This is a genomic window from Salipiger mucosus DSM 16094, assembly GCF_000442255.1.
In the GTDB taxonomy this organism is placed as follows: domain Bacteria; phylum Pseudomonadota; class Alphaproteobacteria; order Rhodobacterales; family Rhodobacteraceae; genus Salipiger; species Salipiger mucosus.
In genome coordinates this window covers 126228-141126 of the sequence record NZ_KE557282.1, presented here as the reverse complement: position 1 = coordinate 141126, position 14899 = coordinate 126228, and the positions used below count along the sequence as shown (strand labels likewise).

At 71.6% G+C, this 14899-nt stretch carries 15 protein-coding genes and 1 pseudogene; 5 read left to right on the top strand and 11 right to left on the bottom strand.

The window, feature by feature from the left end; translation table 11 throughout:
• The first annotated feature begins 49 nt into the window (after nt 1-49).
• Both SALMUC_RS22105 and SALMUC_RS22100 read left to right on the top strand, forming a co-directional pair.
• Complete coding sequence (locus SALMUC_RS22105) at nt 50-868, top strand: putative hydro-lyase (protein ID WP_020039350.1); 819 nt, start codon at nt 50-52, stop codon at nt 866-868.
• Nucleotides 865-1632 carry an HpcH/HpaI aldolase family protein gene (locus SALMUC_RS22100; RefSeq protein ID WP_020039349.1) on the top strand — a complete coding sequence of 256 codons (768 nt, stop codon included), beginning with the start codon at nt 865-867 and terminating at the stop codon, nt 1630-1632. The genes SALMUC_RS22105 and SALMUC_RS22100 overlap by 4 nt, the downstream gene beginning before the upstream one ends.
• A 16-nt stretch (nt 1633-1648) precedes the next feature.
• Here SALMUC_RS22100 and SALMUC_RS31915 read toward each other — a convergent pair whose 3' ends face one another.
• The 4 genes and pseudogenes from SALMUC_RS31915 to SALMUC_RS31595 all read right to left on the bottom strand — a co-directional run bounded on the left by SALMUC_RS31915 (nt 1649) and on the right by SALMUC_RS31595 (nt 4882).
• On the bottom strand, nt 1649-1966 hold the full coding sequence (locus SALMUC_RS31915) for a thiamine pyrophosphate-dependent enzyme (protein ID WP_425414326.1): 318 nt from the start codon (nt 1964-1966) through the stop codon (nt 1649-1651).
• 37 nt (nt 1967-2003) lie between these two features.
• Nucleotides 2004-3251: pseudogene (locus tag SALMUC_RS29220) on the bottom strand (thiamine pyrophosphate-binding protein); the annotation flags it as partial.
• Nucleotides 3252-3482: 231 nt separating this feature from the next.
• Complete coding sequence (locus tag SALMUC_RS31600) at nt 3483-4058, bottom strand: amidase family protein (protein WP_281168877.1); 576 nt, start codon at nt 4056-4058, stop codon at nt 3483-3485.
• Nucleotides 4007-4882: an amidase gene (locus tag SALMUC_RS31595; RefSeq protein WP_021120819.1), complete on the bottom strand. Its 876-nt coding sequence runs from the start codon at nt 4880-4882 to the stop codon at nt 4007-4009. Before SALMUC_RS31595 ends, SALMUC_RS31600 begins: the two co-directional genes overlap by 52 nt.
• 116 nt (nt 4883-4998) lie before the next feature.
• On the opposite strand from SALMUC_RS31595, the gene SALMUC_RS22080 reads away from it, so the two are divergent.
• Nucleotides 4999-5682: an SDR family NAD(P)-dependent oxidoreductase gene (locus SALMUC_RS22080; protein ID WP_245584732.1), complete on the top strand. Its 684-nt coding sequence runs from the start codon at nt 4999-5001 to the stop codon at nt 5680-5682.
• A gap of 29 nt (nt 5683-5711) precedes the next feature.
• On the opposite strand, the gene SALMUC_RS22075 is transcribed toward SALMUC_RS22080, so the two are convergent.
• Both SALMUC_RS22075 and SALMUC_RS22070 read right to left on the bottom strand, forming a co-directional pair.
• Nucleotides 5712-6479, bottom strand: coding sequence for a maleate cis-trans isomerase family protein (locus SALMUC_RS22075; protein WP_020039346.1), 768 nt, complete (start codon nt 6477-6479; stop codon nt 5712-5714).
• Nucleotides 6480-6549: 70 nt separating this feature from the next.
• The gene (locus SALMUC_RS22070) at nt 6550-8667 is read right to left on the bottom strand and encodes an acetate--CoA ligase family protein (protein ID WP_020039345.1); all 2118 of its coding nucleotides are present in this window, start codon (nt 8665-8667) and stop codon (nt 6550-6552) included.
• 183 nt (nt 8668-8850) lie between these two features.
• Here SALMUC_RS22070 and SALMUC_RS30650 point away from each other — a divergent pair, with 183 nt between their 5' ends.
• A complete protein-coding gene (locus SALMUC_RS30650; protein ID WP_020039344.1) occupies nt 8851-9615 on the top strand; it encodes a GntR family transcriptional regulator in 765 nt (254 codons plus the stop codon).
• On the opposite strand, the gene argE is transcribed toward SALMUC_RS30650, so the two are convergent.
• Together argE and SALMUC_RS22055 are read right to left on the bottom strand one after the other, a co-directional pair.
• Nucleotides 9522-10799, bottom strand: a complete 1278-nt coding sequence (gene argE, locus SALMUC_RS29205; RefSeq protein WP_021120818.1) for an acetylornithine deacetylase — start codon at nt 10797-10799, stop codon at nt 9522-9524. The two genes, SALMUC_RS30650 and argE, sit on opposite strands and share 94 nt — an antisense overlap.
• Nucleotides 10800-10823: 24 nt before the next feature.
• The gene (locus SALMUC_RS22055) at nt 10824-11309 is read right to left on the bottom strand and encodes a flavin reductase family protein (protein WP_020039342.1); all 486 of its coding nucleotides are present in this window, start codon (nt 11307-11309) and stop codon (nt 10824-10826) included.
• Between the two features lie 91 nt (nt 11310-11400).
• Here SALMUC_RS22055 and SALMUC_RS22050 point away from each other — a divergent pair, with 91 nt between their 5' ends.
• Complete coding sequence (locus SALMUC_RS22050) at nt 11401-12348, top strand: LysR family transcriptional regulator (protein WP_020039341.1); 948 nt, start codon at nt 11401-11403, stop codon at nt 12346-12348.
• Nucleotides 12349-12366: 18 nt separating this feature from the next.
• Here SALMUC_RS22050 and SALMUC_RS22045 read toward each other — a convergent pair whose 3' ends face one another.
• The 3 genes from SALMUC_RS22045 to SALMUC_RS22035 are packed head-to-tail and all read right to left on the bottom strand — an operon-like array spanning nt 12367 to nt 14798.
• Nucleotides 12367-13041 carry a DUF1028 domain-containing protein gene (locus tag SALMUC_RS22045; RefSeq protein WP_020039340.1) on the bottom strand — a complete coding sequence of 225 codons (675 nt, stop codon included), beginning with the start codon at nt 13039-13041 and terminating at the stop codon, nt 12367-12369.
• A gap of 4 nt (nt 13042-13045) precedes the next feature.
• Nucleotides 13046-13471 (bottom strand): RidA family protein, encoded by a 426-nt coding sequence (locus SALMUC_RS22040; RefSeq protein ID WP_020039339.1) that lies wholly within the window; start codon nt 13469-13471, stop codon nt 13046-13048.
• Between the two features lie 28 nt (nt 13472-13499).
• Nucleotides 13500-14798, bottom strand: coding sequence for a flavin-containing monooxygenase (locus tag SALMUC_RS22035; protein WP_021120817.1), 1299 nt, complete (start codon nt 14796-14798; stop codon nt 13500-13502).
• Between the last annotated feature and the right edge of the window lie 101 nt (nt 14799-14899).

Genomic DNA, 14899 nt, shown 5'->3' with positions numbered 1-14899 from the left:
GGGACGGGACTGTCCGTCCGCTCCCGGCACTGAAGACGGAGAGTCCGGCATGGCCGAACCCATTCTCGAAGACCTTCGCAACGAGCTTGCCCAGGGCCCCGCCCGCGCCACCCGCGAGGCGATCCGCGCGGGGCGCTGGACCGGCACGACGCATGGCCTTGCACGGGGTCACGTGCAGGCGAACCTCGCCATCGTGCCCGAGGCTTATGCTCTTGATTTCATGCGGTTTTGCCACCGGAACCCCAAACCCTGCCCGGTGCTCGACGTGACCGACACGGGCAGCCCCGAGTTCGCACAGATCGCCCCCGGATCGGACGTCCGGAGCGATCTTTCGCGCTACGTGATCTACCGCGACGGGCAGCGCGCCGAGGAGGTCCCCGACCTGCGCGAACACTGGCGCGACGACCTCGTCGCCTTCGCGATGGGCTGCTCGCTGTCCTTCGACCAGGTGCTGCTCGAGAATGGGCTCGACGTCGCGCACCTGCGGCGACCGGGCGGACGAATCGCGGTCTACACCTCGGGCATCGAATGTGCTCCGGCCGGCCCCTTTGCCGGGCCGATGGTGGTCTCGCTGCGGCCGATCCCGAAGGATCAGCTCGACCGGGTCATCGACGTGACCCGCCGCTATCCCGCGACCCACGGCGCCCCGGTGCACGTGGGCGATCCCGCCGAGATCGGCATCCACGACGTGAACGCGGTCGACTGGGGCGCCCCGCCCGAGATCGGCGACGACGACGTGCCGGTCTTCTGGGGCTGCGGCGTGACCCCGCAGGCCATCGCGATGGCCGCCGGCATACCGCTGATGATGACCCATGCGACCGGTCATATGCTGCTCACCGATCTGACCATGAAGGACATCGCCCAATGACCGTCAGCCTGCGCGATCGCCTCGCCGAACGTCCCTGCTTCGGGATGAGCTGCCGCCTCACGCGTACCGCGGACATCGCCATGATGCTGCGCGACGCCGGCTACGACTGGATGTTCCTCGACCTCGAGCACGGACCGCTGGGTTTCGACCAGGTCTGCCAGCAGGCTCTGGCGGGCGTCGCTGCCGGCGTGACGCCGATGGTCAGGGTGCCCGACCCGTCGCCCGGACCGATCCACCGGGTGCTGTCGAACGGGGCGATGGGCATCATCGTGCCGCACGTGGACGACCCCGAGACCGCCGCCCACATCGCCCGCCAGTGCCGCTTTCCGCCGCTCGGCGACCGCTCGGTGCCCGGCCTGCTGCCGCAACTCGGCTACACGCCGATCACCTTCCGCGAGGCGGCCGAGAAGCTCGATCCGCTCACACTCTGCACGGTGATGATCGAAAGCGCCCGCGCGGTCGAGGCCGTCGACGAGATCGCCGCCGTGGAGGGCGTCGACATTCTCTTCGTGGGCGCCTCGGACCTGACCTTCCAGCTTGGCGTGCCCAGCGCCTACGACGATCCCCGCGTGGTCGAGGCCATGACCCGCGTCGCGGAGGCCGCGCGCCGTCACGGCAAGATCGCGGGCTTCGGCGGTGTCGCCGACGCCGCCATGGCCCGCCGCTACATCGAGCTGGGCATGCATTTCGTGCTCGCGGGCAACGACACCACGCTCTTCATGCAGGGCGCACGGGCGCGTCTCTCCGCGCTGCGGGACGGATGATCTCGGGAGCATCGCGCTAGCCCCTCGATGCCTTGAGCTGGGCGGCATAGCCCGAGGGATCGACCACCACGTCGATCAGTGCCCGGCCCCTTCGTGGCGCGGGCGGCAACGGAGGGCGGCCTCGTAGTCCTCGGGCGTCTCCCACCCGCCAGGCCGCCGCGCCGAAGCCCCGGGCCACCGCCGCGAAATCCGAGGACGGCCAGCGCACCCCGGCGGTCTTCATCCCCCGTTGCTGCTGCTTGAGATCGATCAGGCTGAGCGCGCCGTCGTTGAAGACGATCACGGTCACGTCGGCGCCATACTGCACCGCCGTCGCCAGCTCGCCGACGCACATCATCAGCCCGCCGTCGCCCAGTGAAGGCCAGGACGGGCCGCTCGGGCTCGGCCAGCGCGGCCGCGATGCCCGCCGGAAGCGCGTAGGCCATGGAGGCCAGCCCGTTCGAGATCTGCACGTCGCAGGGCCGCTGCGCGGGCCAGAAGGCCATGGCGCTCAGCATGTGCGCGCCCGCATCGACCGTCGCGCGCGAGGTCTCGCCAAAGACGCCCGCCGCATGCTCCACGATGCGCTTCGGATCGAGCGAGCCGCGCGCAGGAAAGCACAGCCCCGCGTGCATCGCGTCGCGCAGCGCCGCGATCTCCCCGGCCTCCCAGGCGCCCGCGCGGTTGCGCGCGGCCAGCGCGTCGAGCGCAGGCCCGAGCGGGCCGTAGACGCCCGCCTCGGCCTCGACGTAGTGCGGCCTGTGCGGCACCGTCGCGATGTCGAGCACGGGGATGTCGTAGCGCCAGGGCTGCAGGATCAGTTCCACCGGATCGAGCCCGACCAGCACGACGAGATCCGCCTGCTCGACCGTCGGGGCCTCGGCCGCGCCGCCGGTGAAGAGACCGACGCGCGCGGGATGATCCTCGGGCACGACGCCCTTGGCCTTGTAGGTGGTCAGCGCCGGGCAGCCCAGCGCATCGACGAAGCGCCTGACGGCGTCCGACACGCCCGTCGCGCGCGTCTCGAGGCCCAGGACGACCACCGGCCGTCGCGCCTTCGACAGAAGGTCATGCGCCTCCGCGAGTTCCGGCAGACCGGGCGATCCGGAACCCGAAGCGGCAAGGCCGGGGGCCGCCGGGCGGCGCGCGGCGACGCCGGTCAGCTCGACATGCACCGGCCCCTGCGTCGGGGCCAGGGCAAGATCCAGAAGCCGCTCGATCTCGTCTCCCGGCGCGTCACCATCGAGACGGCTATGCCCCTTCACGACCGGCGCGCTCATCGCCGCCTGGTCGAAGACCTGATGCGTCACGTAGGAGGCGAGCGTCTCGCTGAACCCGTCGGTCACGAGCACCACCGGCGACCGGTCGAGCGCGGCATGCGCGAGCCCGTTCATCGCCTGCGCCAGCCCCGGCCCCTTGGTGGTCAGCGCGGCGCCGGGGGTGCCGGTCATGTCGGCATCGGTCGCCGCCATCATCACCGCCGCGTTCTCGGTCCGGGCCAGCACGAAGGTCATGCCCAGCGCCTCGGCCGCGGCAATCAGGTCGAGGCTGGAGCCCCCTCCGGGCACCCCGTAGATGCGTCGCGTGCCGCGCAGGTGAAGCGCCTCCACGAGCCGCTCGGCGACGGTCCCTTCGGTCATCGGACACCCGGCACGGAGCCGGCCGAAACATGAATCGCAGATACTTGGGCAGTCATACGCATCGGCTCCACCCCAGACAGGTATTGTTTAGATTTAATACAATTCCTGTATTTAACTTGAGTCATATCAAGCAAAATCGGAGGTTTGGCTCTCCCGGGCCGCGCGAAACCGCGAAACTGCCCGCCGCTGCGCCATATTTGTGCTCCGGCCCGCCCCGGGGCCGGCCGCGTCTCAGTGCCGGAGATCCGGCGAATCGCACCGAAGGCGCGCGGTGTCGGCGCGCGGCGCCGGCTCATTGGCGCCGGTCTCGATGACAGGGTTGTCGAATTCCGGCGTCGCGGCCTCGTAGGCATGGGCGATCTTCAGCACCGCCCTGTCACCCGAACGCCGCCCCATCACCTGGAAGGCCGCCGGGAAACCGGCCTTCGAACGCCCGCATCTCACCGAGGCCGCGGGACCGCCGGAGACGTTCGGCGGCACCGACAGCATCGGGCGGCGCAGGTAGTCGAGGGCCCGGATCTTGGCGACGCGCGGCGGGTCGCCCGGCACGGCCGGCCAGATCAGCGCGCCGAACCCCGCCATTGCCGCCTCGGTCGCGCGGGCCAGCGCCTTGCGGGTCTGCCGGGCTTCCTCGCCGTCCGAGGGCCCCAGCCGCGCGCCCATCGCGAGGCGCGTCCGCGTGATGCGGCTGACCCGGCCGATCGCCCGGCGGGCCTGCACGCCGACGAGTGGCCAGGATTCGCTCAGCATCAGCGTCATCTGGCAGCGGGTGAAGGCCGCAAGATCCGGCAACGTGACCTCCCGCACCTCGGCGCCCAGCGCGCGCAGCAGGTCGAGCGCCGGTGGTCCGGCGCGACGCCGCCCTGGTCGCAGAACCCGGCGACGTAGCCCAGCCGCATCCCGTCCAGCCGCTCGGTCAGACCCCGCACATGCCCGCTCGTGCCATCCAGCGCGTCGAGCAGGAAGGCGCAGTCACGCGCGGAGCGCGCCATGGGGCCGACCTGGTCCAGCGAGGGCGCCAGCGGATAGAGCCCCTGGGCCGGCACGCGCCCGTCGGTGGGCTTCAGCCCCGAGACGCCGCAGAAGTCCGCCGGAATACGGATCGACCCGCCGGTGTCGCTGCCAAGCGCCGCCGGAACGAGGCCCCGGGCCAGCGCCACGGCCGCACCGGAGGAGGAGCCCCCCGGCGTGCGCGCAGCGTCGAGCGGGTGGCGCGGCCAGGGAAAGGCATCGTCACTTCCCGGCGCACCGAGGCAGAGTTCGGCGCAGTGCAGCTTGCCCATCAGCACCGCCCCGGCCTCCCGAAGGCGCTGCCAGGCGACCGCGTCGGTCGACGGGAGACGCCCGGCCAGCAGTCGCGAGCCCACCTCGGTCGGGATCCCGGCGGTATCGAGCGCGTCCTTGAGGCCCACGGGGATGCCGTGCAGCGGGCCACGCCATGCGCCCCGCGCGATCTCGCGATCCGCGGCGCATGCCATCTCGCGCGCAAGCTCGAAGGTCGGCGTGACGAAGACGCCCGGCACCGCCTCGGCGCGCGCGATCAGCGCGTCCGTCAGTTCGAGCGCCCCGAGCTCGCGCCGCGAGACGAGCCCTGAAAGCTCGTGGATCGACAGCTCGTGCAGACCGCTCACCGAAGCAGCCCCGCTGCCACGCCATCCGCTTGCGCATCCCCGCGCCCGATCCTAGCCTTCGGCCATTCCAGTGAAAGGACCGCGACTTGGGCAGGCTCGGTGGTAAGACGGCAATCGTGACCGGGGCCGCGCGCGGCATCGGTCGCGCGATCGCGGAGCGGTTCGAGGCGGAAGGCGCGCGCGTCGCCCGCCTGGATCGAAGCGCCGAGGCCGGCATGCTCGCGGTCGACGTGACCGACGAGCGGGCCGTCGAAGACGCCATCGCGCAGGTGCATGACCGCTTCGGCCGGATCGACGTGCTCGTCAACAATGCCGCGGCGCTGTCCACCAATGCCCCGGTTGCCGATCTGACGCTCAAGGACTGGCGCGCCAGCATCGATGTCAACCTCACCGGTGTCTTCCTGGTCAGCCGCGCCGTTCTGCGGCTGATGCGGACGCAAGGCGCGGGCGTGATCGTCAACGTCGCCTCGCAGCTCGGCAGCGTCGCCGTGCGCAACAACGCGGCCTATTGCGCCTCCAAGGGCGGTGTCCTGCAGCTGACCCGCGCGATGGCGCTCGACCATGCCGGGGACGGCATCCGCGTCAATGCGCTCTCGCCCGGTGCCGTGATGACCGAGCGGCTCCGCGCCGCCTACGGCTCGGAAGAGGCCACGAGCGCCGCGCTCGCGCCGAAGCATCCCATCGGCCGCATCGGAGATGTCGCCGAGATCGCGGGCGCGGCGGTCTTCCTTGCCTCGGACGAGGCCGGCTTCATGACCGGCAGCGACATGGTGGTGGACGGCGGCTATACCGCGCAGTGACGGCCGCGCCTGGTCGCGCTCAGGCCGGGTCATGGCCGGCGGTCCCTTGTCACGTAGCGCGCCGCCCAGGCGCTGCCGTCGGTCCAGGAGGCAAGGCTGGCGGGCGTCGGTGTCTCCTGCCGCAGGGTGCAGACGGTCAGCCAGGCCAGCGCGAGGTTCGGCGTCAGCACCGGGACGGCCCCGCCGCGCGCCGCCAGCAGGGTGTCCAGCGTCGGCAGCCCGGTCCCCAGGATCGCGACCGCGTCGAGACCATCGGTGTCGACGGCCGCGAGCCCCTTGCGCGACGCCTCGCCCGACAGGCCATAAATCGCGTGGAAGGCGCTGTCGTCTCCGGCGAGCCGCACGGCCTGCCCGATCTCGAACCCGAGCTTCGACCAGTAGCGCAGGCCCTCCTCGTGCAGTGCATCGCCGTAGGGCGACACGATCCCGATACGCCGCGCCCCGAGCGTCTCGAGCGCGGTGCGCAATGCCTGGGCGGCGGTCAGCACCGGGTAGCCGCGCGCGTCGCAGATCCGCGACGCCGCCTCCGCCTCGCGCGCCGGGTCGACGAGGTAGGACATGCCCGTGCAGGCCACCGCGACGGCCCCGAGCGGCGCGTTGGCAAAGCGGTCCACGGTCTCGCCAAGCCGCTCGGCGTAATCCACGAGCCGCGCCTCCATGCCCGGCTTGCCGCTGGTCATGCGCGCGGTCAGCGGCAGCATGCCCGGCGGACAGAAGACGCGGAACTCGGCCTCGACCGTGGTGTTCGCCTGCGGGGTCAGCAGGCCGAACAGTCCGTCGGGGGCATATTCGGTCATCGCTCACGGTCCTCCCTTCGCCGTGCATGGTCCTGCGCCGCACCGGGCGCGGACATGATCGTGGCCCCGGTCATGGCCGCTCCGCGGCCACGACGAGCGCATCGAGCGCAAGCCCGCCCGCGCCCTCGGCACCGATCAGAAACGGATTGATCTCGGCCTCCGCGACCTCGGGGCAACGGGCCAGGCGCGACAGGGAAACGACGGCCCGGGCGACGGCCTCGAGGTCGCCTTTGGGCGCCCCGCGATACCCGGCAAAGGCCCGGAACATGCGCACCTCCGCGATCATCTCGCGGGCCGTATCCAGATCGACGGGCGCGACGCGAATCGCGATGTCGTCCATGACCTCGGCCAGCACGCCGCCCGCCCCCAGCATGACGAAGGGGCCGGACTGGGGATCACGGCGGAAGCCGATCAGCGCCTCGCCGACGCCGCGGGCCATCTTCTGAATGAGCACACCCCGGAGGTCCGCGCCCGGATGCGCCGCCCGCTGCGTCTGCAAGAGCTGCGCGACCCCGCGCGCGGCCGCCTCGGGCGTGTCGATACCAAGAAGGATGCCGCCGCTGTCGGACTTGTGGGGGATGTCGGGCGACACGATCTTCAGCACCGCCGCGCCTCCCAGCTCGGCGAAGGCCGCCCGCGCCTCGTCCGGCGTCCGGACGCAACGGCCCGGCGGACCCTCGATGCCCAGCAGGTCGCAGATGCGGCGCGAGGTCGGCTCGTCGAGCGCCGCGCCCGCGGCGCCCGCCACCTCTGCCGCCACCCGTTCGGCAAGGCCCTCTGCAGGCGTCGCCGGCACGTCACCCGGCGCGCGGCGCTGCAGCCTCGCGCGCAGGCCCTCGGCGCAGGACTCGGCCGTGCGGAACACCGCCAGCCCCTCGGCGGAAAGCATCGCGCGCGAGCGTTCGGCCGCGGGCACGAGATGGATGGCCAGCGGCTTGGGGCTTTCGGCCAGCCCGTGCAGCGGCGCGACGGCAAGGTCGGGCCGGAACTGCGCCGAGGAGCCGATAACCATGGCAACGGCATCGACGCCCTCAGCGGCCATGAGCAGGTCGAGCACGTCGCGCACGACCTCGGGGCCCGTCCCGGCGAGCGTCAGGTCGATCAGGCCGCTCTGGCCCACCGACACGCCCTGCCGCTCCAGCCGCGCGCGGACCGTGGCCGGAACGGCGGCGATGTCGAGTCCGTTCGAGGCCAGCGCATCGACCACCAGAGCGCCACCGCCGCCGGTCGTGGTCACCACGGCCACGCGGCCGCCCTCGGGCCGACCGGAACCGAAGAAAAGCGGTGGCGCCTCGTAGAGCGTTTCGAGCATGTTCACTCGGGCGATCCCGAGATGCCGGAACAGCGCCTCGGCCGAACGGTCGTCGCCTGACAGCGCGCCGGTATGCGTCGCGGCCAGCGCCTGTCCCGCCGTCGAGCGGCCGAGCTTGCAGGCCAGCACGGGCTTCCCCGCGGCCTCGGCCGCGCGGGCGAATCGGGCCAGCGCCGCGCGGTCGCGGATCGCCTCCAGGAAAAGCAGGATCGCGGTGCAGCGGGGGTCCGCCAGCATGAGCTCGCCGATCTCTCCGACCGAGAGATCGCATTCGTTGCCCACCGAAACGAGGCTCGAGAACCCGATCCCGCGCGCCGCGCCCTGCGACAGCAGCGCTCCGATCATGCTGCCGCTCTGCGAGATCACGCCGTATCCCGCGCGCGGCAGCTCCGGCATCTCGAGCGCGGCGTTGGCGCTGCAGGCAAAGCCGTCGGTATCCACCACGCCGATCGAGTTGGGGCCCAGCAATCTCACGCCGTGCGCGCGGGCGGTCTCGACCAGCGCGCGCTGGCGGGCCAGCCCCTCGGGGCCGGTCTCGGCGAAGCCGTCGCTCAGCACGGTCACGCAGCGCACGCCGGCCTCGGCGCAGGCGCGCACCGCCGCGGGCACGAGAGGCGCCGCGAGCAGGATGAAGGCGTGGTCGACCGGCTCGGGCACGGAGGCGAGGTCCGGATATGCCGTTGTCCCGCCGACCGTCGCGGCGGTCGGATGGATGGGAAAGACCCGCCCCTCGAAGCCGTGCTTGCGGAGGTAGCGCAGCGGCCGCGCCGTGGTCTTGCCCGGGTCGGAGGAGGCGCCGATGAGCGCAACCGCGCGCGGGGCGAACAGCGCACGCGCCAGGCTGCCGTCTCCGAGGACGTCGGCGGCGCGGGTCACGGGCGGCCTTCGGCGGCGCCGAATGCGCCCCGCTGGAGAGTGTCGAAGATCGTCCGCATCCACCTGCCCTTCGCATATTGTCTGGTTGACTTTACTTTAATACAACTTTGTGGCCAGCCATTTCGCCCGCGTCGGATGTTTTTCCTCGCGCAGACTGCCACAGCGCTTAAGAATCGGACTGCCATGCATGACCCGACGCCACTCTACCACCGGATCTACATCGTCCTGCGCGAACAGATCCTCGGCCACCGGTTCCCGCCGGACCGGCCGATGCCCAGCGAGCCCGAGCTGTCGCGGACCTTCTCCGTCTCGCGGGTGACCCTGCGGCGGACCCTCGAGCGGCTGGAAAGCGAGGGGCTGATCCGGCGCGAGCGCGGGCGCGGCACCTTCGCGACGCCGCCGGCCCAGGCCGCCGCGCCGCAGGCCGATATCCGCGGGCTGGTGGACAACCTGCTGGCGATGGGGCTGCGCACGCGTGTCGAGGTGCTGGCCTTCGACTACGCGCCCGCGCCTCACGACATAGCGCAGGACATGAAGATCGCGCCCGGCACTGTCGTCCAGCAGGCGACGCGCCTGCGCTCGGTGGACGGCATCCCCTTTTCCCACGCGATCACGCATGTGCCCGAGGACATCGGGCGGACCTTCGAGGCCGAAGACCTGACCCGCACCCCGCTGCTGCGTCTCATCGAGGCGTCGGGCGCACGCATTTCAGGCGCGCATCAGCGCGTCACGGCCAGCGCGGCCGATGCCGAGGTCGCCGCCCTGCTGCAAATCGGCGTCGGCGCGCCGCTGCTCTGCATCACCCGGGTCGTCCGCGATGCCGACGGCCGGGCGCTGGAGCGCATCCGGGCGCTCTACCGGCCGGACATGTACGAATTCGAGCTCGACCTCGCCCCCGACAAGGGGCCGGAGGGGACCACCTGGCAACCGAGGACCGGCGAGCTCTGACCGCCAATGCGGGCGAGGGCCCGGGCTGCTACCGCATGCGGAGCACCTCGGCGCCGCCGCCGGCAAGCTGCCGGATCAGCCCGAGGATCATCTCGTGCGCGGCCTCGAGTTCGCTTTCGAGGATGTATTCCTCGGGTTTGTGGGCGCGCCCCATGTCGCCCGGCCCGGCAGAGCACCGCCGGCATGCCCGCCGCGCGGAAGAGCCCCGCCTCGGTGCCGAAACTGACGGCGCTCTGCGCCGCGTTGCCGGAAATCCCCTCGACCAGCCGCACGAGCGGCACCTCCGCCTCCTGCGCGAGGGGCGGATAGGCTGCGAGGATCTCGGCCTCGACGTGCTCTGTCGCGGCGACAAGGTCCAGAACGGGCCGCAGCACCTCGAGCGGATCGGCGCCGGGCAGGACGCGCGCCTCGATCCGCGCCTCGGCGTGATCGGGCAGCACGTTCAGCGCCTCGCCGCCGGACATGGTGCCGACCTGCATGGTGTGATGCGGCGGCGCGAAACCGTCGTCGAAGGGGCCCTCGGCGGTCAGCCGCGCGGCCTCCTCGGCGACACGGGCGAGCGCGGGCAGCAGCGCGTGGATCGCGTTGCGCCCGAGGTCGGGGCGCGCACTGTGCCCGGCGATGCCCCTGGCCACGAGCCGCACCGCTGCCTTGCCCTTGTGGCTCAGCACCGGGGCGAGGCCCGTCGGCTCGCCCACGATGCAGCCCAGCGGCGGCGGACAGAGCTCGGGCAGACGGTCGATCATGTGCCCGACGCCCCGGCATCCGGCCTCCTCGTCGTAGGACAGCGCGATGTGCAGGGGCGTCTCCAACTGCGTCTCCGCCATAGCCGGCACCGCCGCGAGCACCGCCGCGACAAAGCCCTTCATGTCGCAGGCGCCGCGCCCGATCAGCCGGCCCGCCTCGGCGCGCAGCACGAAGGGGTCGGCCTGCCAGCCGGGCTCCTCCGCCGGCACCACGTCGAGATGCCCCGACAGGATCAGGCCGCGCCGGTCCTCGGGACCGATGGTGGCGAAGAGGTTCGAGCGGTCGCCCTCCGGCCCAGGCAGGACCTGGACGCGCGCGCCATGCGCCTCGAGATAGTCGGCAACGAAATCGACCAGGGCACCGTTCGGCGTGCCAACCACGGTTGCGTGGGCGACCAGCCGTTCCAGCATCGCGGCGGGGGTGAAATGTGTCGTCATGTGCTCTCCGGGATGTCTTGCGGCTCAGTCCGACAGGAACTTGCCGCGGAAGAAGACCAGCGGCTCGCCCTCGCCGGCGGCGCGGACCGCGCGGACGCGGCCGATGACGACGGCGGTGCCGTCCAGATCGACGACCTGCTCGACCTCGCAGTCGAAGACGCCGAGCGCGGCTGCAAAGACCGGCGCCCCGGTCGCGAGCGTGGTCCACTCCTCCGGCGCGAAGGGCTTTTCGCCCTTGCCGCCGAAAGCCGAGGCCAGTGCCGCCTGCCCCTCGGGCAGGATGTTGATCGCGAAGTGGCGCTGTTCCAGCACGCCGTCCAGCGCAGAGGTCTTGCGGTCGATCGAGACCAGCATCCGCGGCGGGTCGGCCGAGACATGCGCCGCCGAGAGCCCGAGAAAGCCGCGCGGCCCCTCGGCGCTGTCTGCCGTCACCACCGTCGCGCCGATGGCGCGCTCGCCCAGCGTGCGCCAGAAATCGCCCACCGTGATCTCATCCCTTGCGCTGTTCATGCGCCCTCCGTGCCATTGCTGTTGGCGCAGCTCCGCGCGCGAAGCCAAAAGGCCCCTTGCCAGTCACGCGCGACCGGCGGAGATTGGCGTCATGCGATACACGCTGCGCCAGATCGAATACTTCATCGCCACCGCCGAGCTTGGCTCGATCACGCTCGCCTCCGAGCGGATCAACATCTCGCAGCCGTCCATCTCGACGGCGATCTCGCAGCTCGAGACGGAACTGGGCGCGCAGCTTTTCCTGCGCCGCCACGCGCAGGGGCTGTCGCTGACGCCGGTGGGGCGCGAGCTGCTGGTCGAGGCCAAGCAGCTGGTCGACCAGGCCGAGCGGCTCTACCAGTCGGCCTCGGAGGCGACCGAAACGGTGCGCGGCACGCTGGCGCTGGGATGCCTCGTGACCTTCGCGCCGATGGTGCTGCCCGAGATCACGCACAGCTTCGCCTCGGAACACACCGGCGTCCGGGTGCTGCCCGAGGTGGCCGACCAGGGCACACTGCTCAAGAAGCTGGAGCGTGCCGAGCTGGACGTGGCGCTGAGCTACGACCTCGAGGTGCCCGACGAGTTCGAGTTCGTGCCGCTGGCCGAGCTGCCGCCGCACGTGCTGGTGGGCGAAAGCGATCCGCTCGCCGCGCAGTCGGCGGTCACGCTCGAGGAGATGGCCGACCGGGACTTGATCCTGCTCGACCTGCCGCTCTCGCGCGACTACTTCATGGGGCTCTTCGCCCGCGCCGGGGTGACGCCGCGCATCACCGCCCGGCTGCAGCAGCAGGACGTGATCCGCACGATGGTCGCCAACCGCTTCGGCTATACCATCGCCAACATCCGGCCGCGTTCGACCACGGCGCTCGACGGGCGCAAGCTGGTGCGCCTGCGCATCGCGGGCGAGCACAAGCCGATGCGGCTGGGCCTCCTGCGCGTGGCGCGGCAGCAGCCGACGCGGCTGGTCTCGACCTTCATGGACCACTGCGGGACCTTCATCTCGAACAGCTACATCCCGGGCATGGAAGCGCCGATCATGGAGCCTCGCCGGATCTCCTGAGCGCGCGGCACGGCGCATTCACTCGTCGCCCGGCACGCCGTAGGACGGCGCCTCGCGCGGGTCGAGCGCGCGTTGCACGTAGGCGCGCAGCTGCGGCTTGTAGACCTCCCAGGCGGTCGCGACGGCCTCGACCGGGCAATCCTCGGTCCAATCGCAGCGCAGGTCGGCCACCGGCCAGGCCACGTCGTCGACGATCAGCATGCCGGCGGAATGCACCGGCCCGGCCTCGCCGCCCGCCGCCAGCCCGGCGCGCAGGGCCGCGATCAGGCGGTCACCGATATGGCCCGCGGCGCCGAGATAGCCATCGACGATGGCCTGCGGCACGCCCTCGTTGGCCAGCAGGTTGCCCCCCGAGGCGACATCCGTCGCCCGCGCCTCGGTCCAGAGGCCCAGCGAGTTCGGCCCCGAGTGGATCGCGGTGCCGCCACGGGCATCAACCGCCAGCACCTGCCTGTACTCGATGAAGGGCGCGGTCTCGCGGATCTCGGCCACGGCCTCCTCGGCGCTCATGCCGCCCTGCATGAGGTCGAGCGCGCGCGGCCCCAGCGTGGGGTCGGTCACGTTCTGCGAGGAGACCGCCCCCACGCCCGCGCGGACATAGGCGCAGCGCGCCGCCACGGCGGGCGAGGACGAGGAGATGGCAACGCCGAACATGCCGGTGTCCGGGCAGCGGGCGACAAGCGAGAAGGTCATGCGCTCAGCCCTCCTCGTCGGGGATGACGGCTGTGCCGTCGATCTCGACCAGCCACTCGGGCCGCGCCAGGGCCTGCACCACCAGCCCGGTCGAGACCGGGTGCACGCCGCGGATGTACTCGCCCATTGTGCGGTAGACCGCCTCGCGGTGGCGCACGTCGGTGATGTAGACCACCACCTTCACGAGGTGCTCCATGCGCCCGCCCGCCTCTTCGATGAGCTGGCGGATGTTCTGCATGACCTTGTGGGTCTGCTCCACGGGATCGTGGCTCTCGATGTTCTTCGCGTCGTCCAGGTTCTGCGGGCATTGCCCGCGCAGCCAAACGGTGCGCCCCCCGCGCGTCACCACCGCCTGCGCGAGGTCGTTGTCGAGGTTCTGCTCGGGGTAGGTGTGGCGCGTGTTGAAGGTGCGGATGCGTTCGTGGGCCATCTCGGTCTCCGTATTCCTGGGGCCGGGCTCAGCCGCGGCCCTCGGCCAGCGGCGGCACGGCGGTTTCGCGCTGACGGGCCTCGTCGTGGTAGGCGTCGTACTTGCGGCGCCCGGCGATGTGGTCGGCAAGGTACTTGGCGTCGTGCCAGACGCCCCAGATGAAACTCGATCCGCGCCGGGTCTGCCATGGCAGGCCGAGGAAATAGACCCCCGGTTCGGCGGAAATCCCGCGGCTGTGGTTCGGCCGCCCCTCGGCGTCGAAAGCCTCGACCTGGAGCCAGCCGAAGTCGAGCTCGTAGCCCGTGGCCCAGATGATCGTCCGCACGCCCGCCGCCTCGAGATCGAGCGACGCCAGGGGATGCGTCACGCAGGCCGGGTCCGGGCCGAAGCGGCGCGCCTCGGGCTCCTCGGGCAGATCGAGCCCGTAACGCGCGACATGGGCGTCGGCCTCGTCGAGCAGCGAGAGGTAGTTGGCATCGCCCCGCGCGATGGTCTCGGCCAGCGTGTCGGCAAAGCGCACGACCCCCTCGGAATAGCTTTCCGTCCGGCCGACCAGCGTGATGCCCTGCGCCGCGAGCCGGCGGAAGTCGATGGTCTCGCCGCCGCGCGCGCCGCTCACCGCGATGGTGACATGCTCGCTGCCCTGGTCCTGCGTCTCGGCATCCCACTTGCCGAGCACGCCCAGCCACCAGACGAAATCCCGGCCGCGATAGCTGCGCGGGGGCCGGTCGTGCGGCCCGACCGAGAGGTAGACGTCGCGACCCGCGCGCGACAGCTCGTCCGCGATCTGCACGCCGGACGAGCCCGCACCGACCACCAGCACGCCGCCCTCGGGCAGCTGGCCGGGATTGCGATAGCCGCGCGAGTGGATCTGGAGGTAGCCGCTTTCAGCCGGCACGACGGGTGGGATCACGGGCTTCTGGAACGGTCCGGTTGCAGCGACGACATGCGCGGCCTCGATCGTGCCCTGCGAGGTTTCGGCCCGGAAACCGGCACGCCCCTCGAGGCGCTTCACCGACTCGACCTCGACGCCGCAGCGCAGGGGCGCGTCGATCATCCGCGCGTAGGCGGCGAAGTATTCGGCCACCGCCTCCTTGCCGACGAAGGCGTCCGGGTCGGCGCCGGGGAACGCCATGCCCGGGAAACGGTCGTGCCAGGCGGGGCCGTTGGCCACCAGCGAATCCCAGCGCTCGCTGCGCCAGCTTTCCGCGACGCGCGCCTTTTCCAGCACGAGATGCGGCACGCCCATCCGGCCGAGGTGCTCGCTCATCGCGATACCGGCCTGGCCGCCCCCGACGACAAGCGTATCCGTTCGTTCCGTAGTCATCTTCGTTACCTCTTGTTCGCGGTGCAAAGGCGCGCACGCCTCGCCCCGGCCAGTCCCCTTCTACCGCCGCCCAGCATTCGGGGAAATTATAGTTGTATTCA

Excerpts from the sequence above, each read along its gene's own strand:
- SALMUC_RS22105 (WP_020039350.1), top strand. The coding sequence starts at position 50 with ATGGCCGAACCCATTCTCGAAGACCTTCGCAACGAGCTTGCCCAGGGC.
- SALMUC_RS22100 (WP_020039349.1), top strand. The coding sequence starts at position 865 with ATGACCGTCAGCCTGCGCGATCGCCTCGCCGAACGTCCCTGCTTCGGG.
- SALMUC_RS31915 (WP_425414326.1), bottom strand. The coding sequence starts at position 1,966 with ATGTGCGTCGGCGAGCTGGCGACGGCGGTGCAGTATGGCGCCGACGTG.
- SALMUC_RS22075 (WP_020039346.1), bottom strand. The coding sequence starts at position 6,479 with ATGACCGAATATGCCCCCGACGGACTGTTCGGCCTGCTGACCCCGCAG.
- SALMUC_RS30650 (WP_020039344.1), top strand. The coding sequence starts at position 8,851 with ATGCATGACCCGACGCCACTCTACCACCGGATCTACATCGTCCTGCGC.
- argE (WP_021120818.1), bottom strand. The coding sequence starts at position 10,799 with ATGACGACACATTTCACCCCCGCCGCGATGCTGGAACGGCTGGTCGCC.
- SALMUC_RS22055 (WP_020039342.1), bottom strand. The coding sequence starts at position 11,309 with ATGAACAGCGCAAGGGATGAGATCACGGTGGGCGATTTCTGGCGCACG.
- SALMUC_RS22050 (WP_020039341.1), top strand. The coding sequence starts at position 11,401 with ATGCGATACACGCTGCGCCAGATCGAATACTTCATCGCCACCGCCGAG.
- SALMUC_RS22045 (WP_020039340.1), bottom strand. The coding sequence starts at position 13,041 with ATGACCTTCTCGCTTGTCGCCCGCTGCCCGGACACCGGCATGTTCGGC.
- SALMUC_RS22040 (WP_020039339.1), bottom strand. The coding sequence starts at position 13,471 with ATGGCCCACGAACGCATCCGCACCTTCAACACGCGCCACACCTACCCC.
- SALMUC_RS22035 (WP_021120817.1), bottom strand. The coding sequence starts at position 14,798 with ATGACTACGGAACGAACGGATACGCTTGTCGTCGGGGGCGGCCAGGCC.